The organism is Sinorhizobium kostiense, from assembly GCF_017874595.1.
Lineage (GTDB): Bacteria > Pseudomonadota > Alphaproteobacteria > Rhizobiales > Rhizobiaceae > Sinorhizobium > Sinorhizobium kostiense.
This window is the reverse complement of record NZ_JAGILA010000001.1, coordinates 112,259-137,358: the sequence shown is the minus strand read 5'-3', so window position 1 is coordinate 137,358 and position 25,100 is coordinate 112,259. Positions and strand designations below refer to the sequence as shown.

Below are 25,100 nucleotides of genomic sequence, written 5' to 3'. Positions count from 1 at the left end.
CCTTCATCCCGCTGCCGCGACCTTCTCGCCGCAGCGGGGAGAGGCACCAGCCGCGCGCTCCCGGTCCCCTCTCTCCCCGCTCGCGGGGAGAGAGCTGGTCCTCGGGTTAAACCCGAGGAGAGGAGCAATGGCAGGCCCGAGTGGTAGAGGCGGTCGCCATCCGATGGAGATATTATCTTGCAGAACACTATGAAGAGCGTCGCGCGTCTGATGGGAAACCTCTCCCAAGGTGCACTCTGGATCGCCGGCATCGGCCTCGTGCTGATGACGATGTTCATCGCCGCGCAGGTCATCTGGCGCTATGTCTTCAATGACAGCCTGACATGGAGCGAGCCCGCCTCAGTGATGATCATGGGCTGGTTCATCTTTCTGGGAGCCGCGGTCGGCATCCGCGAGGGCTACCACCTCTCTTTCGACGTGCTTTTGTATCTGCTGCCGCAGCGAGGCAAGGAGCTGCTCCACACGCTCTCCGACGTGTTCGTGGGCGCCTTTGGCGGCGGCATGATCTTCTACGGCGCGCAGCTGGCGATCAAGACGGCGGGGAACCAGATGCCGAGCCTCGCATTTCCGGCGCCTTCGACTTCCTACCCATCGTGGCCGGCGGCGTGCTGGTCGTCCTCTTTTCTCTCGAGCGCATTGCCCGTCGCGCCGCCGGCCTCCATACCGCGCGTTTCGGCGAGGCGGAGCCGGAGCACTGACCTTATGGAACTCTGGATCCTTTTTGGCACCTTCACCTTCCTCTTGCTCATCGGCACGCCCGTCGCGTTCTGTCTCGGTGTGTCGAGCTTCGCGACCATTCTCTATCTTGGCCTGCCGCCGGTCGTCATCTTCCAGCGCCTGAATTCCGGCGTGTCGGTTTTTGCGCTGATGGCGATCCCGTTCTTCATCTTCGCTGGCGACCTGATGGTGCGCGGCGACATCGCCCGCCGCCTGGTGGCATTGGCGGGTTCGATGGTCGGGCATCTCCGTGGCGGTCTCGGGCAGGTGAACATCCTGGCATCGGTGATGTTCGGCGGCGTCTCCGGCTCCGCCGCGGCCGATGCATCGGCCGTCGGCGGCCTGATGGTGCCGCAGATGAAGGCGCGCGGCTATGATGTCGATTATGCCGTCAACATCACGGTGGTAGGCTCGATCATCGCGCTGATGATTCCACCGTCGCACAATATGATCATCTACTCGATCTCGGCTGGCGGCAGGATCTCCATCGCCGACCTTTTCACGGCAGGCATCATTCCCGGTCTCCTGCTGGCGCTCTGCCTCATGCTTGCCGCCTGGATCGTCGCAAGACAGCGCGGCTATCCGACCGAAGCTTTTCCCGGCCTCAGGGCGATGGGGCGATTGTTCGTCTCGGCCGTGCCGGGACTGATCCTGATCGCCATCATTTTCGGCGGCGTCCGTTCCGGCGTCTTTACCGCATCGGAATCCTCGAATATCGCGGTCGTCTATGCGCTTCTCGTCACTTTGCTCGTCTACCGCACCCTGAGCTGGGAAGACTTCAAGGAGGCGACTTTTGCCGCCGTGCGTACGACGGCCATGGTTTTGATGGTGATCGGCTGCGCCGCCTCCTTCGGCTGGCTGCTTGCCTATCTCAAGGTGCCGACGGCTATGGTGTCGCTCTTGCAGGGCGTCTCCGAAAACCCGCTGATCATTCTGCTGCTGTTGAACGTCGTCCTGCTGATCCTCGGCACATTCATGGACATGTCGCCGCTGATCGTCATCACCACGCCCATCTTTCTGCCGGTGGCGACGGCCTTCGGAGTCGATCCGGTCCACTTCGGCGTCATCCTGATCCTCAATCTTGGCATAGGCCTCTGCACGCCTCCGGTAGGAGCAGTTCTTTTCGTCGGTTGCGCGGTTGGAAGGATACCGATCTGGCAGGCACTGCAGACCATCTGGCCGTTCTATGGCGCCGCGGTCGCAGCGCTTCTGCTCGTCACCTACGTACCGGCGCTCTCGCTGTGGCTGCCCTCGCTGTTCCGCTAGAGCGGCATCATGGGCCATTGAATGTGAGGAAGCATGTCATGACGAAATCACTCGTCCGCACTTTTCCTTCGGTGGAGGCTGGTAACGGTGTCACCCGCCGCGTCCTCTCCGACAGCCCGGACCTGATGGTGGTCGAATTCCGCTTTGCAAAGGACGGAATCGGCACGCTCCACAGTCATCCGCACATCCAGGCCACTTATGTGCTGTCGGGCCGTTTCGAGTTCACCATTGGGGACGAGGTCGTGCTGGTCAGCCCCGGGGAGAGTTTCGTCATACCGTCGCTGGCGACCCACGGCTGTCGCGCGTTGGAGGACGGCGTCTTGATCGACACGTTCACGCCGCGCCGTGACGACTTTCTTTGAATAGAGGAGACAGATGATGCTGAATGTCGACATCCGCCATGCGATCGATCCGAAAACCGCCAAGACCTTCGACACGAAAGCACTGCGCGAGAATTTTCACGTCGGCCATATATTCCGGGAAGGCGAGATCAATCTCATCTACACTCATTACGACCGCATGATCGTCGGCGGCGCCGTGCCCGCCGGCAAAAGCCTCGAGCTCGACCATGTCAAACCATCCGGCACGGCCTCTATCCTCGACAGGCGCGAATTGGTCGTGGTCAATATCGGTGCCGAGGGCAGCGTCGAGGCGGGCGCAGAGTACAAGATGGCCAAAGGCGACATGCTCTATCTTGGCATGGGAGCCGGGACGATCACGTTTTCGGGTATGGGCCGCTTCTATATCCTTTCCGCCCCGGCGCACCAGACCTATCCGTCGCGGCTCATCAGGATAGACGAGGCCGCAAGCATGTCGATCGGCGCGCAGGACACCTCGAACGAGCGCACCATCTATCAGTTCGTCCATCCCGAAGTGATGCAGTCCTGCCAGCTCGTCGTTGGCATGACCAAGCTGAAGAGCGGCTCCGTCTGGAACACCATGCCCGCCCATGTGCACGACCGGCGCATGGAGGCCTATCTCTATTTCGATCTCGCCGACAACCAGCGCGTCTTCCACATGATGGGCGAGCCGGACGAAACCCGCCATATCGTGCTCAAGAACGAAGAGGGCGCGATCTCGCCACCCTGGTCGATCCATTCGGGGGCGGGTACCGGCTCCTATACCTTCATCTGGGCGATGGCCGGCGACAACGTCGACTACAAGGACGTCGAGATGGTTTCCATGGAGACGCTGAAGTGAGCGCCATCTTTTCCTTGGCTGGCAAACGGGCGCTGGTCACCGGCGCCAATACCGGCATCGGCCAGGCAATCGCCCTGTCGCTCGCCAAGGCCGGGGCGGAAGTGATCTGCGCCGCGCGTTCCTCCGCCGCCGAAACGTTGGAATTGATAGCCAAGACAGGCGGCAAGGGCCAGGCGATTTCGCTCGACCTCTCGGATCCGATGTCCGGGCAATCCGCCTTCGCCGAAGTCGCAGCGGTCGACATTCTCGTCAACAATGCAGGCATTATCCGGCGCGCGGATTCGATCGATTTCACCGAGGCCGACTGGGATGACGTCATGGACGTCAATCTGAAGGCCGTCTTCTTTCTCAGCCAAGGCTTCGCACGTGCCGTCCTTCAGCGCGGCGGCGAAGGCAAGGTCATCAACATTGCTTCCATGCTGTCGTTCCAAGGCGGCATCCGCGTCCCTTCCTACACGGCTTCGAAGAGCGGCGTCGCGGGGCTGACGAAGCTGCTCGCCAATGAATGGGCAGCCAAGGGCATCAACGTCAACGCCATCGCTCCCGGCTATATCGCCACCAACAACACCGAGGCTCTGCGCGCCGACGCGGCACGCAACCAGGCCATCCTGGACCGCATTCCGGCCGGCCGCTGGGGCGACCCCGAGGACATTGGCGGCGCTGCCGTCTTCCTGGCCTCGCCGGCCGCAAAATACATTCATGGAGCAATTCTCAATGTCGATGGAGGCTGGCTTGCCCGCTGATCGTCCCCGTCTTCGCCGTCCGGACGTGCCGCGCGCCGGCCCGGGCATCGTTCATCTCGGACTTGGCGCCTTCTATCGCGCCCATGGCGCCATCTATTTCGCGGAAGCCATGCAGAAGTCCGGCGGCGATTGGGGGATCGTCGGTGTCAGCCTGGTCCGGCCGGACCAGCGTGACCTGCTCAAGCCCCAGGACTTCGCCTATACGGCGGTGGAACTCGGCCCCGATGGCGAGAGACCGCAGGTGATATCCATCATAAATGATGTCCTGGTGGCGCCGGAAGACCCCCGGGCGGTGCTGGAGGTCATGTCGGCGCGGACCACGCGGATCGTCACCTTGACCGTCACCGAAAAAGGCTATTGCCACGAACCATCGTCAGGACGGCTGAACCGGGATCATCCCGACATCCGGCACGATCTTGCCAACCCGGCCGCGCCGAAGTCGACGATTGGCTTCCTGGTCAGGGCGCTCGAGCGTCGCCGCGCCGAGGCAACGAGGCCGTTTACCGTGCTCTGCTGCGACAATCTCCCGGAAAACGGCCGGGTCGTGCGGGGCATCGTCCTCGAATTCGCGCGCCTCATCAATGAGGGGCTTGCCACCTGGATTGCCGCAGAGGTTTTCTTCCCCTCGACAATGGTCGACCGCATCGTCCCCGCGACCAAGCCGGAGGACATCGAGCGGCTGGCCGAACGGACCGGCATGCTCGACCTTTCACCGGTCATGCATGAACCGTTCCGCCAGTGGGTGGTCGAGGACGATTTCGTCGATGGCATTCGCCCCGACCTCGGCGCAGTCGGCGTCGAGCTCGTCGAGGACGTGACCCCTTTCGAGCACATGAAGCTGCGCTGCCTTAACGGCACGCACTCGTCTCTCGCCTATCTCGGCTATCTCGCCGGTCACGAGACGATCAGCGACACGGTCGCCGATCCGGTCTTCGCCGCCTTCGTCCGGCATCTCTGGAGCCACGAAATTGTGCCGGTGCTCCACGCGCCGCCGGGGGTCGACCTCGCTGCCTACTGCAACTCGCTTTTCGAGCGGTATGCCAACCCGGCCATCCGGCATCGCACCTGGCAGATCGCCATGGACGGCTCGCAAAAGCTGCCGCAGCGCATCCTGGGAACGGTCGCGGAAAACCTTGCCGTCGGTCGCATTCCGAAAGGCCTTGTGCTCGCGATCGCTGCATGGATGCGCTATGTCGGCGGCCGCGATGAAAGGGGCGAGCCGATTGACGTGCGGGATCCGTTAGCAGCTGAGCTCAAGGCGCTGAGCGACGGCGCGGACGGTCCCGTCAGGAAGGTCGAAGCGCTGCTCGGCGTCGGAACTATTTTTCCCCCCGACGTTGCGCAGCACGCCGGCTTACGCAAGGCGCTCACCGATTGTTACGAGGGCCTTGTCGAAAGGGGCGCCCGCGAAATGACGAAGGATGTCACGAATGCTTGAAAGCTGGCGGTGGTACGGCCCCTTCGACAAGATCAAGCTGACCGAGATCGCCCAGACCGGCGCTTCGGGCATCGTCACCGCCTTGCACGAAATTGCCTATGGCGAAGTCTGGCCGATCGAGTTGATCCGCTCCAGGCAGTCGGAAATTGCCGACAGCGGCCTCGGGCTCCATTGGGCGGTGGTCGAAAGCCTGCCGATTCATGAGAATATCAAGCGTGGCGAAGGTGACCTCGCGCCACTCTTTGCCAATTACCGTCAGTCGCTCGCCAATCTTGCCGCCTGCGGCATCCATACGGTCTGCTACAACTTCATGCCGCTCATCGACTGGACGCGCACCCGGCTCGATGCGCCGGTATCGCGCGGCGGCACCTGCCTGCGCTTCGAAGCCCATGAGATGGCCGCCTTCGAGGTCCACATGCTGAAGCGCGAAGGCGCGGAGGCGGATTATTCGCCGGAAGTGCTGGAAAAGGCGCGGGCCTGGCACGAGCTATCGGACGAGAACGCCCGGCAAGCACTGCTCGCCAGCATCATGGCCGGCTTGCCTGGAGCCTATGACCGCTACGATGTCGAGGGGCTCAGAAGGGCGCTCGAGCGCTACGCCGGCATCGGTCGCGCAGAACTGCGCGCCAACTACGCCCGCTTCCTGGCCGAGGTCGTTCCCGCTGCCGAAGAGCTCGGTATGCGGCTTTGCGTCCATCCGGACGATCCGCCGCGCGATATTCTCGGTCTGCCGCGCATCGTCTCCAACGAAGAAGACATTGCCTGGCTCTTATCTCAGCAACGGAGCCGGGCGAATGGCTTGACCCTCTGCTCAGGCTCGCTCGGTGCCAATCCGGCAAACGACGTTCCGGCGATTGGCCGCCGCTTCGCCGATCGCATCCACTTCGCGCATCTGCGCAACGTCCGGAAGGACCCGGACGGCTCGTTCGAGGAGGCAGCTCACCTCGAAGGCGATACCGACATGGTGGCGTTGATCGCAGAACTCGTCGGGGAAGAGCGCCGGCGTCGCGCAGAAGGCCGGCGCGATTGGGACATCCCGTTCCGGCCGGACCATGGCCATGAACTCTTGAGCGATGTCGGCCGGGGCACCCATCCGGGCTACCCGCTGATCGGCCGCATGCGCGGCCTTGCCGAACTACGCGGCATCCTGCGCGCGCTCACGCACGAACGGGCACGCTTCACCTAAGCGCGCTCGCAGCGTGTCGACGAGCAACGGGGAATGGCATAACCAAATAGTTATGAGATTCCCGGATATTCTCATTTTACCTAAGCGGTCCCGTGCCGTATCTCCTCTTCAAGAGGAGATTTCGAATGCAGTTTGCCCGCATTGACGACGTGGCGATCCACTACAGGCTTATCGGCGCGCCGGCCGAAAAGCCGGTCATCGTCTTCGTGAACTCGCTCGGCACCGATTTCCGCATCTGGGATGGCGTGGCCCAGCATCTTGCCGATGATTTGGCAATCCTTATTTATGACAAGCGTGGCCACGGCCTCTCCGACATCGGCCGCGTTCCCTATTCGATCGAGGATCACGCAGGTGATCTCGCCCGTCTGCTGGACCAGCTTTCCATAGAGCGCGCGATTGTCTGCGGCCTTTCCGTTGGCGGGCTGATCGCGCTGGCGCTTCACCAGCGCCGGCCGGAACTTGTCTCCGCCCTCGTCCTCTGCGACACCGCGCATAAGATCGGAACGTCCGAAACCTGGAACGCCCGTATCGCCGCGGTTGAGCGGGACGGACTTGAAAGCATCCTCGACGCCGTCATGGAGCGCTGGTTTACCCCCGGTTTCCGCCGGGCGGAGAATGCCGCCTATGCCGGTTATCGCCACATGCTTAGCCGTCAGCCGGTTGAAGGCTATGTCGCGACCTGCGCGGCGATCCGTGACGCCGACTACACCGCGGCGGCCCGCGCGGTCGGCGTGCCGGCCCTCTGCGTCGTCGGCGACCAGGATGGGTCGACCCCACCGGAGGTCGTTCGGGGCATGGCGCAGTTGATCCCGAGCGCGCGCTACGCGGTTATCAGCGATTGCGCGCACATCCCCTGCGTCGAGCAGCCGGAAACACTGACTGCGCTCATCCGCTCGTTCCTTTCCACTCTTTAATGCGGAGAACAGAACCATGAATGAGACCGGCTCCCATAGATTAAGAGAGGGCATGACGACGCGCCGTTCTGTTCTTGGCGACGTCCACGTCGACCGTGCAGGGGCGGCGACAACGGAATTCGACCGGCCTTTCCAGGAACTCATTACTGAAGCGGCCTGGGGCCATGTCTGGTCGCGCCCGGCGCTGACGAAACGCGAACGCTCGATGATCACGATTGCCCTGCTTGCCGCACTCGGCCAGGATGACGAGGTCGCTATGCATGTGCGCGCCACCGTCAATACGGGTGCGACTCGCGAGGATATCCGCGAGGCGCTGCTGCATGTCGCCATCTATGCCGGCGTGCCCGCTGCAAATCACGCGATCAAGATTGCCAAGAAGGTTTTCGCCGAGTTGGACGCCGAAAAGGCAGGCTGAGGAGGAAAGCGATGTCCGAAATGCCGAACCGCAAACCGGAGACCGGGGCTTTCTTCCCCCGGGACCGCAACTGGCATCCACCGGCCTTCGCGCCGGGCTACAAGACCTCGGTGTTGCGCTCGCCGCAGCGGGCGCTGCTTTCGCTCGACGGCACGATATCCGAGATCACTGGCCCGATCTTCGGCCATTCAGTGCTCGGGGAACTCGACAACGACCTGATCCACAATTTCGCCAAGCCCGGCGAAAGCGCGATCGGCGAGCGCATCATCGTGCATGGCCGGGTGCTGGACGAGCGCGGCCGACCCGTTTCCGGGGCGTTGCTCGAATTCTGGCAGGCCAATGCCGGCGGGCGCTATCGCCACAAGAAGGAGAGCTACCTTGCGCCGCTCGACCCGAATTTCGGCGGCTGCGGTCGCACGATCACCGACGAGAACGGCTATTATGCCTTTCGGACGATCAAACCCGGCCCCTATCCCTGGCCGAACGGCGTCAACGACTGGCGGCCGGCGCATATCCACTTCTCGGTATTCGGCCACGGCTTCGCCCAGCGGCTGATCACGCAGATGTATTTCGAGGGCGATCCGATGATTTGGAAATGTCCGATCGTCAATACGATCCCCGACCGACAGGCAATCGAGCAACTGGTAGCGCCGCTCGACTGGGCGAACACGATTCCGATGGATGCACGCGCCTACAGGTTCGACATCGTGCTTCGGGGTCGGAGATCGACCCTTTTCGAAAACCGGCTGGAGGGCAATTGATGGCACAGGAACTCGGCTATCTCAAAGAGACGCCTTCCCAGACCGCCGGACCCTATGTCCATATCGGACTGACGCCGAATTTCTGCGGGATTGCAGGCGTCTACGACGCCGACCTCGGCTCATCTATGGTCAACGACAGGACGCTCGGCGAGCGCATCACCATTAAGGGCCGCGTGTTCGACGGCGCGGGAGCGCCGCTCAAGGATGCGCTCGTCGAAATCTGGCAGGCGGACGCCGCCGGGTTCTACAATTCGCCATCCGAAATTCGGGGCGCCGCCGACCCGAGCTTCACCGGCTGGGGCCGCTGCCCGACCAGTGCGGAGGACGGCGTCTTTGCCTTCGAAACGGTGAAACCCGGCCGTGTGCCGTTCAAGGACGGCCGCCTCATGGCGCCGCACATCACCTTCTGGATCGTTGCGCGCGGCATCAATATCGGCCTGCATACCCGCATGTATTTCCCCGATGAAGGGGCGGCCAATGACGAGGACCCATTGCTCGCCCGCATCGAGCATCGCGAGCGCGTGGCCACGTTGATCGCGGCAAGGGAGGGTTCGACCTACTTGTTCGACATTCACCTGCAGGGGCCGGAGGAAACCGTGTTCCTGGATATTTGACTCATGGATAATGTCTGAAGATGGGTGTCTTGCCTTTCGACCATCCGTTCCTGTCGGGCTTGCTCGGAGACGAGGAAACGGCACGACATCTCTCGGCCGAAGCCGATCTCCGGGCGATGCTTGCCTTCGAAGCGGCGTTGGCACGGGCCGAGGCAACAAACGGCATTATTCCGGTTGCCGCGGCGAGCCGGATCGCGGAGATATGCGCTGCCTTTTTGCCTGATCTTGCCGCACTCAATTCGGCAACCGCCAGGGACGGCGTCGTCGTGCCGGAACTCGTCCGGCAGTTACGCGCGGCCGTCGGCGAGGACGCCGCGGCTTACGTGCATTTCGGCGCGACCAGCCAGGATGTCATCGACACCAGCCTGATATTACGGCTAAAGCCGATCGTCCGCATCTTTGTGCACCGGCTGTCCGGCATCGTCGCCAGGCTCGAGGATCTCGACGCACGGTTCGGTCTGCGGCGGATGATGGCCCATACGCGTATGCAGGCGGCTCTGCCGATCGCCGTCTCCGACCGGCTCAGTGCCTGGCGTATGCCGCTCATGGCCTATTGCGACAGGCTCGAGGGTCTGGCGTTTCCGCTGCAGTTCGGCGGTGCGGCCGGAACATTGGAGAGTTTCGGCGAGAAGGCGCAAGCTCTGCGTGCGTCGCTGGCGCGGGAGCTTGGGCTGGCCGATGCGCCGCAATGGCAAAGCCAGCGATTGCCGATCACTGAGGTTGCGGGGCTCCTTTCATCGATCACCGGCAGCCTCGGCAAGTTCGGTCAGGACGTTGCGCTCATGGCGCAGGGCGGCAGCGACATTGCCCTTGCAGGCGGGGGCAACTCATCCGCCATGGCCCACAAGCAGAACCCGGTCGCGGCCGAGACGCTGGTGGCGCTCGCCCGCTTCAATGCCACTCAACTCTCGGCCATTCATCAGGCAGTCGTGCACGAGCAGGAACGCTCGGGCGCTGCCTGGACCCTCGAATGGCTCGTACTGCCGCAGATGATGCTGGCGGCCGCCGCATCATTGCGGCTTGCAGGCGTGATGAGCGCAAGGATCGAGCGGCTGGGCCGCGAATAACGCAAGCGCCGGCGCAGCCTGCTACTCTGAAACCGCTTTCACCGGCAGAGGTTTTGACGCATGTTCGCGAAGGAGGAAAAGGCTGCAGTTCGCTGCCGGGTTGAGGATAGAACATGCAGCATTTCAAAGTGCTACAGCGACTGTTGCGCGCCTGAACGGACTTGCGCGCTCCGGGGAGGGTTGTTCGCATGACGCTCACATTGCGGCAGATCGAAGTGATCCGGTCTGTCATGGTCGCGGGGACGATCGCCGGCGCCGCGAGACTGATGAACGTGACCCAGCCCGGCGTCAGCCGCACGATGAAGCACATCGAGAGCTCGCTCGGCATCAAGCTCTTTGTCAAGAAGGCCGGTCGTTACGTTCCGACGAGCGAGGCGCGCGACATCTTCACGCAGTTGCAGGAGGTCCACCGCAAGGTCGAGGACCTGCAGGTCTCGATCGGGCAGCTCGAGCGCGGCCGCGGGGTCGAACTTGCGCTTGGATCGGTGCCGAGCATCGCCAACGTCATGGTGCCGCATGCGGTGGCGGTTCTCAGGCGCCACTATCCGGACATCCTGGTGAATTTCGAGATACTGAAGATCGAGGAGGCGATCGACTATCTCATGCTCGCGCGGGGAGAGGTGGTCGTGATGAGCTACTTTTTCGACCATCCTTCCATCACCTTCGAGCCACTGGCGAAGGGCAGGCTGGTATGCATCGCCTCAAAAGACCATCCGATCGCTTCGCGAACCGCGATCTCGCCGCGGGAGATCGCCGAGCATGCTCTGATCGGCATCGATCCGAAGGATCCGTACGGGGCGATCATGGCCGGCATCTTCGAGCGGGAGAAGCTGGAGTACCGCATCTCAATCCGCGCCCGATTCGGCACGACCGTCTGCGCGCTGGTGAGGCAGAACCTCGGCATCGCGGTGATCGATGCCTTCACGGTCGCCGACATGACCGACCATGGTCTCGCCATCATCCCGATCAGCGAAAAGACCGATTTCCAGACCTATGTGGCCTATCGTTCCGACGCGGCGCTCTCGAGCTACGCGGAGAGCTTCGTCACCATGCTGCGTCGGGTGATGGAGGATTACATCCGCAAAGAGTACGGCCATGCGCACACATAACAAAACAATATGGAACGCAAAAATATTGGTATTTGCGTTATAGCGGCAAAATAGACATTCATTAATTGACCTTGTCGTAACAGCATCCGCCCATCCGAGGAATGGGCGGCGTGTCCGGTCACCGGCATCAGCCAAATGGGAGGAAAAACATGCTTGGTAAATTGATGGGGGCGGTCGCCGCCCTTGCGCTTTTCGTCGGCTCGGCTTCGGCCGCCGACTATCCCGAACAGGACATCCAGGGCATCATCCAATGGGGTGCGGGCGGTAGCACCGATCTCGTGATGCGCTCCGTCTCGCCGCATGCAGAGAAGGTGCTCGGCCGCAGCATCGTGATGACCAACAAGACCGGCGGCGTCGGAGCGATCGCCACCCAGTTCGTCGCGAGCCAGCCATCCGATGGCTACACGCTTCTGATGAGCGCGGAAAACCCGCAGCTTTACAAGGTGATGGGCTTGTCCAATCTGGATTATGCCGATTTCTATCCGGTGAACGTGCTCGCGCGTGGCGTCCCGGTGCTCGTCGCCAACAACGACGCACCCTTCAACACGATCAAGGAACTGGTCGAGTACGTTCAAGCCAACCCCGGCAAGGTGAAGATGGGCTCGACCGGCCCCGGCGGCCTTCCGTCTGTCGTTGGTGGCATGCTGTCGACCCAGCTCGACTTTAAAGTCACGGCGGTCCCCTTTGACGGAGATGGTCCGGCATTGACCGCCATGCAGGGCGGCGCGGTCGACTTCATGCCCGCCGTTCTCGGGGCTGCCGCCGAACATGTGAAAGCCGGTCGCATCAAGATCCTCGGCATTTTCGACCTAGAGGCAAGCCCGGTCCTGCCTGATGCCAAGCCGATCGTTGCCGACTATCCGGAGTTCAAGAAGCTCCTGCCCTGGGGACCGTTTTTTGGGGTCTTCGTCAAGCGCGACACGCCGGACGAGGTCAAGGCGAAGTTGGTGGAAGCCTTCAAGGCCGGCGCGGAGGCTCCGGAGTTCCAAAAGCTTCTCGATGACCGCGGCTATATCCCTCTCAACATCTCGGGTGACGAGGCGGATGCGTTCCTGAAGAAATGGCAATCGACCACAGCATGGGTGGTTTATGATGCCGGCATCGCGAAGAAATCGCCGGAGGAGTTCGGCATCGCAAAGCCCTGATTATCACACGGCCCGGCCTGACCGGGCCGTTTTCCAAGGTCGGCGGGAATTTTGCGCCGGCAGGGGAGGAGAATTGTCATGGAAACGCACAACACCAGGCGCCCGGGCGAAATCGTCTTCAACGCCGCCTTGTTCGGCTTCAGCCTGTTCATGTTCTGGCAGGCCTATCAGATATCCGGCTTTTCGGCCTTAAGTTCCGCCGGAGCCTTTCCGATGGCGATGAGCGCCATCATGGTCATTACCTCGGCCGTCGTTCTCATCCGCTCGGCAGGGCTTGCATCGCCCGGCGGTGGGTTCGCCGCCTTCCGCAAGGAGGTCTTACCGCCGGCGGTGCTCGTCTTCAGCCTGTTCATTTTGGCGTACTCCGTCACGCTGAAGTCGCTTGGCTTCCTGCTAGCCTCCTTCCTCTTCCTGCTCTTTTCAATCTGGTATTTGGAACGGGGCCGGATTGGCAGGACGCTGCTGTTGGCGGTTGTGTCGATCGTCGGTGTCTATGTGATCTTCCGCCTCGTCTTCCAGGTCGTCCTGCCGGAGGGCATCATCCCCGAGCGAGCGATCCTCGCGGCGATCGGCGACTTCTTCGGAGGGAGCAACTGAGCCATGATGGACGCACTCTCCTATCTCTTTGCTTCCTGGCTGCAGCCGGAATTGCTTGCGCTGACGGCCGTAGGCACATTTGCAGGTATCTATATCGGTGCCATTCCGGGCCTTTCTGTCACCATGGCGGTGTCGATCCTGATCTCCTTCACCTTCGGATGGGAGGTCAACCACGCGCTTGCGCTGATGAACGGCATCTTCATGGGCGGCGTCTATGGAGGCTCCCGCACCGCCATCCTGCTCAACATTCCCGGTGCGCCGGCGGCGATTGCCACCGCGCTCGACGGCTACCCGATGGCGAAGAAGGGCGAAGCTGGCAACGCTATCGGCCTTTCCACGGTCATGTCCTTCTTCGGCGGTTTCGTCGGCATCATCGTGCTGGCGGTGGCAGCCCCGGTTGTCAGTGAATTCGCAATCCTCTTCCAGCCGCGCGACTACATGCTGCTTGCGGTCATGGGCATCCTCCTCGTCGGCTCGTTGTCCGGCGAAAGCCTCGCCAAGGGCGTTTTCGCCGGTGCGCTGGGCATGCTGCTCGGCACCGTTGGCCTCGACCCTATGACCGCGGAGCAGCGTTTCACCTTCGGTTCGGTCGATATGATGAACGGCATCTCCCCGGTCGCGCTGATGATCGGCCTCTTCGGCGTGTCCGAGGCACTGCTGCAACTGCACAATCTGCACCTCGCTGCGGTCAAGCAGAAGGTCGACAAGATCGTGCCGTCCTTCTCCGACCTAAAGAAGTACCTGCCGCTGAGCCTGCAGACCTCGACGATCGGCGTCATCATTGGCGCCCTGCCGGGAACCGGCGGCGACATCGCCGCGCTGATGGCCTATGATCACGCCAAGCGCGTGACCAAGGATCCTGAAGTGCCCTTCGGCCAAGGTGCCAAGGAGGGTCTCGTCGGTCCAGAGTCGGCCAACAACGCGGCTGTCGGCGGCGCCTATATCCCGATGCTGACGCTCGGCATCCCGGGCGATGCGGTCACTGCGGTGATCATCGGCGCGCTCTTCATCCACGGTCTCAATCCCGGTCCGCTGTTGCTCGTCGAAAAGCCGGACATGTTCTGGTTCACGGTCGGCAATCTGACGCTCGCCAACATCTTCATGCTGATCTTCGGCCTGACCGGCATCAAGATCTTCACCAAGATCATCGAGTGCCCGAAGGGCGTGCTCTTCCCGCTCATTCTGCTCCTGAGCGTGGTCGGGGCCTATTCGATCAACAACTCTTTGTCGGATGTCTGGTGGATGCTTGGTTTCGGCGTTCTCGGCTACTTCATGAAGCTCTACGGCTACCAGGTCGGTCCGGTCGTGCTGGGCATCATCCTCAGCCGCCTCATGGATGACAATTGGCGTCGTGCCATCATCTCGGAACAGGAGAATCTGCCGGCGTTCTTCTACGGCATGATCACCAGCCCGCTTTCGGCCGTGCTGTTCTTTACCATCCTCCTGATCCTCCTCAGCCAGACGCCGGTGTGGAAGGCGATCAAAATGCATGCTCATCCCCGACTCGGTCGGGGATGAGCATGCCAAGACAAAGGAAGAAGCCATGTCGGACGCCACCACTCGCCTGGGGCTCATCGGCGACAACATCTCCCGCTCGCAATCGCCGCGGCTGCATGTCCTGGCGGGCCGGCTCTGCGGCCTTGACGTGACTTATGAGCGACTGATCCCCGCCGACCGCGGCGAGGATTTCGAAACGGTCTTCGATCGCTGCCTCGTCGAGGGCTTTCGCGGGATCAACGTCACCTATCCTTACAAGGAACGCGTGGTTCCGCGGCTCACAGTGCGCGATTCGGCGATCGCCGCGATCGGCGCCTGCAACACCGTAGTCTTCGATAAGACGCCGCCTGCCGGCTACAACACCGACTATACGGGCTTCGTCAGTGCCTTCAGGGAGAGCTTTCCGGGGGCGGCGCCCGGCACGGTCGCCATGGCTGGCGCCGGCGGAGTTGGCAAGGCGGTTGCCTTTGGCCTTGCGGCACTCGGCTGCGAACGTCTGCTGATCTTCGATCCCGACACGGCGAAGGCCGACGCGCTACTTTCTTCCCTCAAGGCTGCTCGTGTCGAAATGCCCGTCGAGATTGCCCCTTCGATCGAGGAGGCTGCCGCGGAGGCCGATGGGCTCATCAATTGCACGCCGCTCGGAATGGTCGGCTATGGGGGAAGTGCCTTTCCGACGTCTGCGATCGGACGCCAGCGCTGGGCATTCGATGCTGTCTATACGCCGGTCGAGACGAAGTTTCTCGCTGACGCCCGGCGAAACGGCCTTTCACTCTTAAGCGGCTATGAACTGTTCTTTCACCAGGGCGTCGACGCTTTCCGCTACTTCACTGGAGCGGACGTCGACGCGGCGGCGCTGCGCGCGCTTCTGGCGCAGCCGAAAGCGGAAGCGAGGATACCGGCATGAAGACCTCGATCGCCACCGTCTCCATCAGCGGTACCCTTCAGGAGAAGCTGGCGGCGGTCGCCGCGGCGGGCTTCGACGGTGTCGAGATCTTCGAGAATGATTTTCTGACCCATGACGGATCACCGGCAGAGGTTGGCCGCATGGTGCGCGACCATGGACTGGAGGTCACGTTGTTCCAGCCCTTCCGCGATTTCGAGGGAATGCCGGAGCCGCATCGGTCCCGCGCCTTCGATCGGGCCGAACGCAAGTTCGACGTGATGCAGGAGCTCGGCACCGACCTGATGCTCGTGTGCTCCAATGTCTCGCCGCTGGCGATCGGCGGCATCGATCGCGCGGCAGACGACCTGCGCGAACTTGGCGAGCGAGCAGCGCGGCGCGGCCTGCGCGTCGGCTATGAAGCGCTGGCATGGGGCCGCCACGTTAGCGACCACCGCGATGCCTGGGAAATCGTGCGCCGTGCGAACCACCCGAAAATCGGGCTGATCCTCGACAGCTTCCATAGCTTTGCTCGCAAGATCGATGTCAACTCGATCCGCTCCATACCCGGTGACCGCATCTTCATCGTCCAGCTTGCCGATGCACCGCTGATCGATATGGACCTGCTCTATTGGAGCCGCCATTTCCGCAATATGCCGGGCGAGGGCGATCTTCCCGTCACCGACTTCATGCGGGCAGTGAGCGCGACCGGCTATGCCGGCGTCATTTCGCTGGAAATCTTCAACGATCAGTTCCGCGGCGGCTCGGCCAAGGCGATCGCCGAGGACGGGCACCGGTCACTCATCTACCTCATGGACCAAGTGAAGCGGGCGGAGCCGGAATCCAAGGTGGCGCTACCGGACATGCCGGACCGTGCGAATGTCCTCGGCGTCGAGTTCATCGAGTTCGCAACCGACGAGGACGAGGCGGAGGAACTCGGCGCTGTGCTTGGCACGATGGGCTTTTCCCCGGTCGCCCGACACCGGAGCAAGGCCGTGACGCTCTGGCGGCAGGTGCCCGGCAAGGGCGGCATCAACATCGTGGTCAATGCGGAGCAGGAGGGTTTCGCACATTCCGCCTATCTCGTCCACGGTACCTGCGCTTATGCGATGGGCCTGAAAGTGGATGATGCCGCTGCAGCGGTCAAGCGCGCCAGGGCGCTCGGGGCGGAGCCCTTCGAGCAGCGGCGGTCGCCGGCGGACATTGCCATGCCCGCCATTCGCGGCGTCGGCGGAAGTCTCATCTATTTCGTCGACGATATCGGCGAAACCGCCCGCATCTGGGAGGCGGAGTTCGAGCGGCTTGCACATTCCGCGCCGCAGGCGGAAACCGGGCTCGAGGCGATCGACCACGTGGCCCAGACGATGAAAGCCGAGGAGATGCTGTCCTGGCTGCTGTTCTATACCGCCATCTTCAAGGCATCGAAGTCGCCGATGATCGATATTGTCGATCCGTCAGGGCTGGTCCGCAGCCAGGTCATCGAAAATGAGGAGGGATCGCTGCGGCTGACGATTAATGGCGCGGAGAACCGCAACACGTTTGCAGGCCATTTCGTCGCTGAGAGCTTCGGCCCCGGCATACAGCATCTTGCTTTCGCCACTAAGGACATTTTCGCAACGGCAACGGCACTCAAGAAGACGGGCTTCCAGCCGCTGGCGATCTCGCGCAACTATTACGACGACATCGAGGCGCGTCTCGGACTCGAGCCCGAGTTCACCGACAAGCTTCGCGCTCACAACATCCTCTATGACCGCGACGATACGGGCGAATTCTTCCAACTCTATGGACCGACCTTCGGGGAAGGGCTCTTCTTCGAGATCGTCGAGCGTCGTGGCGGCTATCGCGGCTACGGAGCCGGTAATGCGCCCTTTCGCATTGCCGCGCAAAAGCGCTCCATCCGCCCTGCGGGAATGCCGCTGATCGGTTGACGCCCGTCGGTCTTGTGCTTACGGATCCTCCTGCATGTCTTTGTCCTTAAATCGACCCCGATTTAAGGACAAAGACATGCAGCAGTTCAAAGTGCTACAGCGACCTTTGCGCGTCTGGTAAGACGCGGCGCTGTAATCCCGGCGGTGACTGCTTTCGCCAGTTCGGCGAAATGCGTGCACAGCCGTGCAATGTTCCAGATTCCTGCGTTTAGGTGATTTCGATGAAAGCACGCGTCAAATGGGTTGAAGGGCGGACTTTCGTCGGCCAATCGGAAAGTGGGCACAATATCGTGCTTGGCACCGCCCATGGTCCCGATGGACAGAAGCCAGGGCCAAGCCCGATGGAGTTGGTCCTGATCGGCACCGGTGGCTGCTCGGCTTTCGACGTCGTGCACATCCTCGAAAAAGGCCGCGAGGCGGTCGAGGATTGCGTCGTCGAGATCGACGCCGATCGCGCGGATCAGGACCCTAAAGTGTTTACCCGCATCCACATGCATTTTGTGGTCAAGGGGCGCGGTCTCTCCGCGAAGAAGGTCGAGCTCGCCGTTGCGTTGTCCATCGAGAAATATTGCTCGGCCTCGGCAATGCTCGCCAAGACGGCTGCAATCACCCATGACTTCGAAGTCGTCGATAGCGCGGGGACGCCGGCGCCCTGAAGCGCAAGGATTTATCATCCGAGAGTCTGCAGGACCGTGAGTTGGGGCCGACGGTTGAGCTACTTGCCACAGGCCATCCAACCCCCGCGCAAAGGTAGAATGGGTCTTACCACGACCGTGCTAAACAAAGTGGGCGGGGCCCCGCGGCCCCGCGACTTGTGTCACGGTAGCGGTCTCGGCTCAATCGGCTCCCAAATGCTGATCCGGCGGGTCTCGGGCATCAGCAATAGGGCAAGCACGAAACAAACAGCAGGAACCACTATCGGATAAATAAGCGCGTAGCCGATACTGCCGGTGGCTGCGAAAGCCGCCGAGGTTACGAAGGGCACCAGCCCGCCGCCCCAACCGTTGCCGATGTGATACGGAACCGAAACCGAGGTGTAGCGAATCCTGCCGGGGAAGAATTCCGCCAGGAACGCCCCGACCGGCCCATAGACCATCCCGACGTAGCAAACCAGGATGAAGATGATGAAGATCGCGGCTGGATAATTGATGTTGTCAGGCTGCGTGACTGTTCCCAGCCACAAATACAGCGGATAGTACGTGAGCGAGGCGAGCAACATGCCGCCGAGGATCACCGGCTTGCGGCCTATGATATCGGACAGCCAGCCAAAGAAGATCAAGCTTGGGGTTGCGAGAAGAAGCGCTGCTCCCACGATGTATGCCGAGTTCAGCGGGTCCACTTTGGACACCTGCTGCAGGAAGTACAAGGCCCAGAACTGGCCGCTATACCAGACCACGCCTTGCCCGATCAGCACTATAGTGGCGATCCCGACATATTTGATGTTGGAACTGAGGAAAGCTTCCCTCCAGGGATTCCGGGTCATCTGCCCCCTCGCCTTGATCTCCTCGAAAATCGGTGTCTCCTGGAGCTGAAGGCGGATGTAGATTGCGATAGCGACCAGCAGGAAGGACAGCAGGAACGGCACGCGCCATGCCCATGCATCGAAGACCTCATTGCCGAAATAAGTGCGTGTAGCGATGATCACGGCCAGCGACACCACGATCCCGAGAGTGGGAGAGGTCTGAAGCCAGCCGGTATAGTAGCCCCGGCGCTCGTCGGGGACATGCTCGGCGACGTAGGTGATGGCACCGCCATATTCTCCGCCCAGGCACAAACCCTGGACCATCCGTAAGCCGAAGAGAATGAATGCAGCGGCCAGGCCAATCGCCTCGTAGGTTGGAATCAGCCCGATCGCGCCGGTGCCGATGCCCATTCCGGTGAGCGTCATGAGGAAGGTGTATTTCCGACCGACGCGATCGCCCATCCAGCCAAAGAGGAACGCCCCCAGTGGACGAATCAGGAAACCTGCGGTGAACAGCGCGATCGTGCTCAGAAGAGCTGCGACCGGGTGTGTCGGTTCGAAGAACTTGACCGACAGGACCGCGGCCAGGCTCCCGAAGATATAGAAGTCATACCATTCGATAATGTTTCCCACCGACGCGGCAAGGATCACGCGGCGGAAATCCCTCGGGACTTGAACTGCCATGTCCGTTCCTCCCGTTCCGGGGCGTGGCGCCCGACTTTCTTTTAACACAGAAACGGCTTGCTCAAAACTAGGCCGTTCCTCAAAACGCTGCAGGCTGAAGTAAAAATTTATTGGAGGTTTTTAATTTCTGCGGCTTTTCGTCGCCATCGGAAGCTAATGCTTGTACAATAGGCGAATTCCACCGTTTCCTGTCCGCTACAACATTGAGCCGTGAAAGCATAGCGGCGGCGCACTCTCATTTATTGCGTATTTCTGGCGACCCGGAATGCCGGGGCGCCCTGGTGTTTCGCGAAGAAAGGCGACGATCGATTGATTTTCGAGGTCGCCGCACAAGGATACATCGCTGGAGGTGCTGCGCGGCGGCGCATTGTAGCGTCGCCGCGCAGCAAGGATTGCTAGTATTCATCGTGGCGGCGCCACCAGATGCCAGCCTCGTTTCTGCCCTTGGGGGCACGGTCGAGCCACTGATACATGCCCCAGAGTCCGTCCAGCCCGCGCGCATAGGTGGAATAGGTGTGGTAGACTACGCCATCCACCAGTGAGAAAGCACTCATGCCCGGCCTCTCGCGCGTGTAGGTCGCCACGTCGGTTCCCGTAGTGGCGGCGATCTCCGCAACGGGTCCCTGATTGCTTTGAGACTGCCATTCTCGAATGGTCTTGCCGGCGAGTGCGTCGACTAGCGGCGGCTCGCGCCGATAATTGTATTCGATACCGCCCTCGCTCTGCTGCTCCTCGGTGAACCAGACGTTGAAATCGAAGTTGAAATCGCTCCCGAAGGCGGACGCCCAGGGAAACGACCAGCCCATCCGACGCTTGTATTCTTGCAGTTTTGCCAGCGGCGCCCGTGACACGGCCGATAGCGTGACGTCATGGTTCGCAAGGTGGACGGCAAAGCCGTTGAAACCGTCCGCGATCGCAGAGCAGGATGGACACCCCGCCTTGTAGTCGGGACCGAACATGAAATGGTAGACAAGGAGCTGAGACCGCCCCCGGAAGAGGTCGGCCAACGAGGCGATGCCCTCGTCCGTCTCGAACCGATATTCCTTGTCGATGCGGACCCAAGGCAGTTCCTGCCGTCGTTGCGCCAACCGATCACTCTGTCGCGTCAACTCCTTCTCGGCCTCAAGCAGCTCGCGCCGCGCCGTGAGCCATTCCCCGCGGGTTCCGGTCTTGTGGTTGCCCATGATCTTTCTCCCTTGCCGGTGCTCGTGCGGTCAGGCCGGCAGACGCCGATCGTACTCACTGTGCAGTCGGACCCAGCCGTCCCAGAACGGCCCGGGTTCGGTGCCGGCAGTGCGCGCAACCAGAATGTCGAGATGCGCGTGCCAACCGGCGCTGACCTTGAGCATGATCCCGCGATCGGGCAGGCGGTGATGGACGAGCGTGAGCAGGACGCCGTTGCCCTTGGGCTCGAGTTCGAAAGAGACTTCGCCGTCACCATTGGCGCCCCAGGCGATGACGAGCTTGCGGGGCGGATCAATTTCGATGATCCGGCTCTGCATCCGGTGCTCCTCGGAAAAGCCCGCCGGGCGCTCGCCGGGCGGATCAGTGAGGTCGTCGTTTCGCCAGGTAAGCTCGAAGGGCGCGCCGACCTTCGTCTCCATCTGGCCTGCCGCGAGCCATTGGCGGCGCAGATCGCTGTCCGTGAGATAGGCCCACACACGCTCCATCGTAGCAGGCAGGAAGCGCTGGATCTTCAGCGTCGCGGGTTCGATCAGCGAGCCATAGGCATCCAGGGTCACAAGTTCGGTCATTTCTTTTCTCCTTTTGTGGGATTGGGGGATACGCCTGTTTTTTCCTTGCGGAGGAGTTCTTCCAGAGCATCCAGGCGACCGGTCCAGAAGCGTTCATAGAAGCTCAGCCATTCATGGGCACTTGCGAGCGGGCCGGGTTCGAGGCGGCAAAGATGTGTGCGACCGCGCACCTCACGGCGGATCAGTCCCGCATTCTCCAACACCTTGATGTGCTTCGAGGCGGCTGCAAGCGACATTTCGAAGGGTTCAGCAAGCTCACTGACGGTCCGTTCGCCACGGCTCAAGTCGCGGAGCATCCGGCGGCGCGTGGCGTCGCCGAGGGCGTGGAAGACGGAACTCATCCGATGTGCTTCTTGTTCAACCATGTGGTTGAATATAGACGCGCGGATTTTAATAGTCAACCGCCTGGTTGAATATAAGCTGAGGTAAACGCGCTAGTCGGACCAGTCCTCAAGCGCCCGCACGAAATGCGTGAGCCATGCGTTCGTCTGGTGCGCATCGAGCGAACGGTGATCGATCGTCAGCGAGACATAGGCCATGGGCCGGATTTGAATGGTGTCGATGCCGTCGACCTCGCGCACGACGACGCGTTTCTCCAGTCGCCCGACGCCGAGGATTGCCGATTGCGGCTGGTTGATGATGATCGGCGCGGCGAGCAGCGACCCGGAAACGCCGTGATTGGAGATGGTGAAGGTGCCGCCTTTCACGTCTTCGGGCTCGAGCGCGTTCGTGCGAGCTCGTGCCGTCAAATCCTGGAGCTTCGCCGCGATTTCGGCGAGTGAAAGCTTTTGCGCCTGGTGGATCACCGGCACGATCACGCCCCTGCCGCCGAGGGCGGTGCCGATGCCGACATTGAGGTCGTCGAAAACCTCCAGCGCATCCTCATGCCAACGGCTGTTGACCTCGGGGACCGCCCGCATCGCGGCGGCGCTCGCCGACACGAGATAGGCTGTGTAGGAGAGATTGATGCCATCTGCCGCAAGCTTCGCCTTGTGCTCGTCGCGGTGGCGCATGATGGCCGAAAAGTCCGCTTCGAACACGGCGGTCACATGCGGGGCAGTCGTGACGGACTGCAGCATGTGGCTGGCGATCGCCAAGCGCATGTCACTGTGCGGTACCTTGCGCGAGGGTCGCGCCGCGGTCCTGGCCGCTTTTTTCGCGGAACGCTCCGCCATTGCCGCAAAAGCCCTGTCCATGTCCGCTCTGGTCACACGGCCATCCCGGCCGGTCCCCGTTATGGTGCCCGGATCGATGCCGTATTCCTTCGCCGCATGGCGCACCGCGGGCGAGTAGTGCGGGCTCTCTTCCGCCACGGTCGGCGCCTCGGCGGCGGTCGGCGCAAGCGCGGCAGAGCGAGCGTCCCCCCCAGCGGCGCTGCCGATCCGTCCGAGGACAGCACCTGGCGCGGCGTTGTCGCCGTTTTGCATAAGGATTTCCGCGAGTACGCCATCGGCCGGGGCGGCGACTTCCTGGGTCACCTTGTCGGTTTCGAGTTCGACTAGGGCGTCTCCCTCCCTTACGCTCTCACCGACTTTCTTGAGCCAATTGCGCACCACCGCCTTCGTCCCCTCCTGCTCGAGAGGGGCGTTGATCTCGATGAAGCCGCTCATGCTCAATACTCCACGAGGTCGGTGATTTTCTGGCGGATCCGTTCCGTCGAGGGGACCGCCCAATCGAGCAGGACCGGATTATGCGGGCTTGGAATGTCGGGCATGGTCAGGCGCGAGACCGGCGCATCGAGATCGGCGAAGGCCTCATCCGCGACGGTGGCGGCGATTTCCGCGCCGAAACCTGCCGTTCCCAGATCCTCGTGTACGATCAGGCAGCGGCGGGTGCGGCGGACCGACGCGAGAACCGCATCCCTGTCCCAGGGCGCAAGTGTGCGCAGATCGATGACGTCGGCGGAAACACCCTCGGCCGCCTCTTCGCATCGGGGTACCATGGCGCCCCAGGTCACGATCGTTATGTCCTGGCCTTGTCTTGTGAACTTCGCCTTGCCGAAGGGAAGCGCGAAGGTGTCGCCTGGATAGGGCCTCCTCGCCCAGGGATGGTCGAGCATGGCGCGGTGCTCGAAGAAGATCACCGGATCATTGCCGCGCAGCGCGGAGCGCAGGAGACCGACGGCATCCTCGGCGTTGGACGGCACGGCGACCTTCCAGCCGGGCTGATGGACGAATGTGACTTCATTCGTCTGGCTGTGCCACGGATCGCCGCATTTGAAGAAGCCGCCGGGCATGCGCAGGACGACCGGCGCGGCGAAGCGGTTATTCGTCCGCCAGCGGACGGTCCCGCAATCGTTGATCTGTTCTATGGCCGGTTCTGCATATTTGCGGAACTGGATTTCCGGAACGGGCACGAGACCCGCCAGCGCCATTCCGACCGCCCGGCCAACAATGCCCTCTTCGGAGAGCGACGTGTCGAAGACGCGGGCCTCGCCGTATTTTTCCTGCAGTCCCAGCGTGACGGCATGGACCCCGCCCTTCGGTCCGATGTCCTCGCCGAAAAGGATAATCCGTTCATTGACCGACATCTCATGATCGAGCGTGCGCCGGATTGCCGTCGCCATATTGATCCTCTGGCCGTCGCTCGTTGCCGCCTCGGTCGTCTCGGGCGGACGGTAGCCCGCGCTATACTGGCCGCCCATGACCTGCATCTCGCCTTCGTAAAAGACATTGCGGGTGACGGTTTGCGGATCGGCAACAGGCCGGGACTCGGCTTCGATGCGCGCCCGCGCGGCGGCCGCCTTCGCAGCCGCGGCGACCTCGTCCCATTCCCTCTCGCTCAAGGTTGCCGGGACGAGGTAGTCCCGAAGCCGCGGCAACGGATCGCGCGCCCACTCGCTCCTGACGAGTTCCTCGCTCTTGTATGTTTGTGTGTCCTGAAAACTGTGTCCTTCCAGCCGGGGGACGCTCAAGCGTAGCAGGAGCGGCTTTCGTTCGTTGCGCACCAGTTCAACCGCGCCTCTGGTCAGCCGCGCGGCCTCTTCCGGATCGCAACCGTCCCCATCGAGAACGGTCAGGTTCCCCCAAGCCGCGAGATTGGCGGCGATATTGCCGTCCGGCGTCTGCAGCATAGAGGGCACCGAGATGCTGAAGCCGTTGTCTTCGATATAAAAGAGCATCGGCAGTTGCTGAGTCGTGGCGACCGTGAGCGCCGACCAGAAGCCGTTGGAGGCGACGGAGCCGTCGCCGCCGAGGACGACGGCGATCGCCCGATCGTATTCCTCGTTTCCGAGATTCCTGCTGAAATAGGTGACCGCCTGAGCCCAGCCGGCAGTCGGCGTGTACTGCGAGCCGACGCCGCCGCACATCGGCAGCGCCGAGGCGCCATTCGGATTGGGGAAATTGAAGACGACGCCGATGTCGCGGCCGTCGGAGTATCCTCCCGCGCGGGCCATGGCAGAGCCGAGCGCGTCGGCCGGATCGACACCAAGCGACAACAGCAGCGGACGTGAGCGGTAATAGCCGCAGGCCGCATCGTGTTTTTCCGTGAGATTCAATCCCAGGAGGATCTGCGCCATGTCGTGGCCGCGGGCGGAGAATTGATAAAGGACCTTCCTTTCCGGAACGAGGCGCTTTTCCTCCATCTCATCGAGTTCGCGGGACAGAAGCATCAGGTGCACGACCTTCTTCCAGTCGATGCTTTCGTCAGGTGCATTCCGTCGGGCGGGTTTCAGCAGGGCCTGACCCATCGCAATTCTCCTCCAAACGCATCATCAAA

The 25,100-nt window shown here is 62.1% G+C and carries 24 protein-coding genes and 1 pseudogene; 19 read left to right on the top strand and 6 right to left on the bottom strand.

What is annotated here, in order from left to right:
- Window positions 1–189 precede the first annotated feature (189 nt).
- The 19 genes and pseudogenes from J2Z31_RS29085 to J2Z31_RS00510 all read left to right on the top strand — a co-directional run.
- Window positions 190–513, top strand: a pseudogene (locus tag J2Z31_RS29085) (TRAP transporter small permease); the annotation flags it as partial.
- A gap of 189 nt (window positions 514–702) precedes the next feature.
- The gene (locus J2Z31_RS00595; RefSeq protein ID WP_209599939.1) at window positions 703–1,983 is read left to right on the top strand and encodes a TRAP transporter large permease; all 1,281 of its coding nucleotides are present in this window, start codon (window positions 703–705) and stop codon (window positions 1,981–1,983) included.
- Between the two features lie 38 nt (window positions 1,984–2,021).
- Window positions 2,022–2,345, top strand: a complete 324-nt coding sequence (locus tag J2Z31_RS00590; RefSeq protein WP_209599938.1) for a cupin domain-containing protein — start codon at window positions 2,022–2,024, stop codon at window positions 2,343–2,345.
- Between the two features lie 16 nt (window positions 2,346–2,361).
- Window positions 2,362–3,183 (top strand): 5-dehydro-4-deoxy-D-glucuronate isomerase, encoded by an 822-nt coding sequence (gene kduI / locus J2Z31_RS00585; RefSeq protein WP_209599937.1) that lies wholly within the window; start codon window positions 2,362–2,364, stop codon window positions 3,181–3,183.
- Window positions 3,180–3,926: a 2-dehydro-3-deoxy-D-gluconate 5-dehydrogenase KduD gene (kduD, locus tag J2Z31_RS00580; protein ID WP_209599936.1), complete on the top strand. Its 747-nt coding sequence runs from the start codon at window positions 3,180–3,182 to the stop codon at window positions 3,924–3,926. The genes kduI and kduD overlap by 4 nt, the downstream gene beginning before the upstream one ends.
- On the top strand, window positions 3,898–5,364 hold the full coding sequence (locus tag J2Z31_RS00575; RefSeq protein WP_234939215.1) for a mannitol dehydrogenase family protein: 1,467 nt from the start codon (window positions 3,898–3,900) through the stop codon (window positions 5,362–5,364). The genes kduD and J2Z31_RS00575 overlap by 29 nt, the downstream gene beginning before the upstream one ends.
- The gene (gene uxuA / locus J2Z31_RS00570; RefSeq protein WP_209599935.1) at window positions 5,357–6,550 is read left to right on the top strand and encodes a mannonate dehydratase; all 1,194 of its coding nucleotides are present in this window, start codon (window positions 5,357–5,359) and stop codon (window positions 6,548–6,550) included. Before J2Z31_RS00575 ends, uxuA begins: the two co-directional genes overlap by 8 nt.
- A gap of 125 nt (window positions 6,551–6,675) precedes the next feature.
- Complete coding sequence (gene pcaD / locus J2Z31_RS00565) at window positions 6,676–7,464, top strand: 3-oxoadipate enol-lactonase (protein ID WP_209599934.1); 789 nt, start codon at window positions 6,676–6,678, stop codon at window positions 7,462–7,464.
- A 16-nt stretch (window positions 7,465–7,480) separates the two neighbouring features.
- On the top strand, window positions 7,481–7,879 hold the full coding sequence (gene pcaC, locus J2Z31_RS00560) for a 4-carboxymuconolactone decarboxylase (RefSeq protein WP_209599933.1): 399 nt from the start codon (window positions 7,481–7,483) through the stop codon (window positions 7,877–7,879).
- A gap of 11 nt (window positions 7,880–7,890) precedes the next feature.
- Window positions 7,891–8,640, top strand: coding sequence for a protocatechuate 3,4-dioxygenase subunit beta (gene pcaH / locus J2Z31_RS00555; RefSeq protein ID WP_209599932.1), 750 nt, complete (start codon window positions 7,891–7,893; stop codon window positions 8,638–8,640).
- Window positions 8,640–9,254, top strand: a complete 615-nt coding sequence (gene pcaG, locus J2Z31_RS00550) for a protocatechuate 3,4-dioxygenase subunit alpha (protein WP_209599931.1) — start codon at window positions 8,640–8,642, stop codon at window positions 9,252–9,254. Before pcaH ends, pcaG begins: the two co-directional genes overlap by 1 nt.
- A 20-nt stretch (window positions 9,255–9,274) precedes the next feature.
- Window positions 9,275–10,321 carry a 3-carboxy-cis,cis-muconate cycloisomerase gene (locus J2Z31_RS00545; protein WP_209599930.1) on the top strand — a complete coding sequence of 349 codons (1,047 nt, stop codon included), beginning with the start codon at window positions 9,275–9,277 and terminating at the stop codon, window positions 10,319–10,321.
- Between the two features lie 188 nt (window positions 10,322–10,509).
- Window positions 10,510–11,430, top strand: coding sequence for a LysR family transcriptional regulator (locus tag J2Z31_RS00540; RefSeq protein WP_209599929.1), 921 nt, complete (start codon window positions 10,510–10,512; stop codon window positions 11,428–11,430).
- A gap of 149 nt (window positions 11,431–11,579) precedes the next feature.
- Window positions 11,580–12,575 carry a Bug family tripartite tricarboxylate transporter substrate binding protein gene (locus J2Z31_RS00535; protein WP_209599928.1) on the top strand — a complete coding sequence of 332 codons (996 nt, stop codon included), beginning with the start codon at window positions 11,580–11,582 and terminating at the stop codon, window positions 12,573–12,575.
- A 78-nt stretch (window positions 12,576–12,653) separates the two neighbouring features.
- Entirely contained in the window at window positions 12,654–13,172 is a 519-nt protein-coding gene (locus tag J2Z31_RS00530; protein ID WP_209599927.1) for a tripartite tricarboxylate transporter TctB family protein, read from the top strand.
- A gap of 3 nt (window positions 13,173–13,175) precedes the next feature.
- Complete coding sequence (locus tag J2Z31_RS00525; protein ID WP_234939214.1) at window positions 13,176–14,690, top strand: tripartite tricarboxylate transporter permease; 1,515 nt, start codon at window positions 13,176–13,178, stop codon at window positions 14,688–14,690.
- Window positions 14,691–14,715: 25 nt separating this feature from the next.
- Complete coding sequence (locus tag J2Z31_RS00520; protein WP_209599926.1) at window positions 14,716–15,576, top strand: shikimate dehydrogenase family protein; 861 nt, start codon at window positions 14,716–14,718, stop codon at window positions 15,574–15,576.
- On the top strand, window positions 15,573–17,480 hold the full coding sequence (locus J2Z31_RS00515) for a bifunctional sugar phosphate isomerase/epimerase/4-hydroxyphenylpyruvate dioxygenase family protein (RefSeq protein WP_209599925.1): 1,908 nt from the start codon (window positions 15,573–15,575) through the stop codon (window positions 17,478–17,480). Before J2Z31_RS00520 ends, J2Z31_RS00515 begins: the two co-directional genes overlap by 4 nt.
- A gap of 221 nt (window positions 17,481–17,701) precedes the next feature.
- A complete protein-coding gene (locus J2Z31_RS00510) occupies window positions 17,702–18,136 on the top strand; it encodes an OsmC family protein (protein ID WP_209599924.1) in 435 nt (144 codons plus the stop codon).
- 161 nt (window positions 18,137–18,297) lie between these two features.
- Here J2Z31_RS00510 and J2Z31_RS00505 read toward each other — a convergent pair whose 3' ends face one another.
- The 6 genes from J2Z31_RS00505 to J2Z31_RS00480 all read right to left on the bottom strand — a co-directional run bounded on the left by J2Z31_RS00505 (window position 18,298) and on the right by J2Z31_RS00480 (window position 25,071).
- A complete protein-coding gene (locus J2Z31_RS00505; protein WP_209599923.1) occupies window positions 18,298–19,626 on the bottom strand; it encodes an MFS transporter in 1,329 nt (442 codons plus the stop codon).
- A gap of 395 nt (window positions 19,627–20,021) precedes the next feature.
- Window positions 20,022–20,810, bottom strand: a complete 789-nt coding sequence (locus tag J2Z31_RS00500) for a DUF899 domain-containing protein (RefSeq protein ID WP_209599922.1) — start codon at window positions 20,808–20,810, stop codon at window positions 20,022–20,024.
- Window positions 20,811–20,840: 30 nt separating this feature from the next.
- Window positions 20,841–21,380: an SRPBCC family protein gene (locus J2Z31_RS00495; protein WP_209599921.1), complete on the bottom strand. Its 540-nt coding sequence runs from the start codon at window positions 21,378–21,380 to the stop codon at window positions 20,841–20,843.
- Window positions 21,377–21,745, bottom strand: a complete 369-nt coding sequence (locus J2Z31_RS00490) for an ArsR/SmtB family transcription factor (protein WP_209599920.1) — start codon at window positions 21,743–21,745, stop codon at window positions 21,377–21,379. Before J2Z31_RS00490 ends, J2Z31_RS00495 begins: the two co-directional genes overlap by 4 nt.
- Before the next feature lie 69 nt (window positions 21,746–21,814).
- The gene (locus J2Z31_RS00485) at window positions 21,815–22,990 is read right to left on the bottom strand and encodes a dihydrolipoamide acetyltransferase family protein (RefSeq protein WP_209599919.1); all 1,176 of its coding nucleotides are present in this window, start codon (window positions 22,988–22,990) and stop codon (window positions 21,815–21,817) included.
- 2 nt (window positions 22,991–22,992) lie between these two features.
- A complete protein-coding gene (locus tag J2Z31_RS00480; RefSeq protein ID WP_209599918.1) occupies window positions 22,993–25,071 on the bottom strand; it encodes a transketolase C-terminal domain-containing protein in 2,079 nt (692 codons plus the stop codon).
- Between the last annotated feature and the right edge of the window lie 29 nt (window positions 25,072–25,100).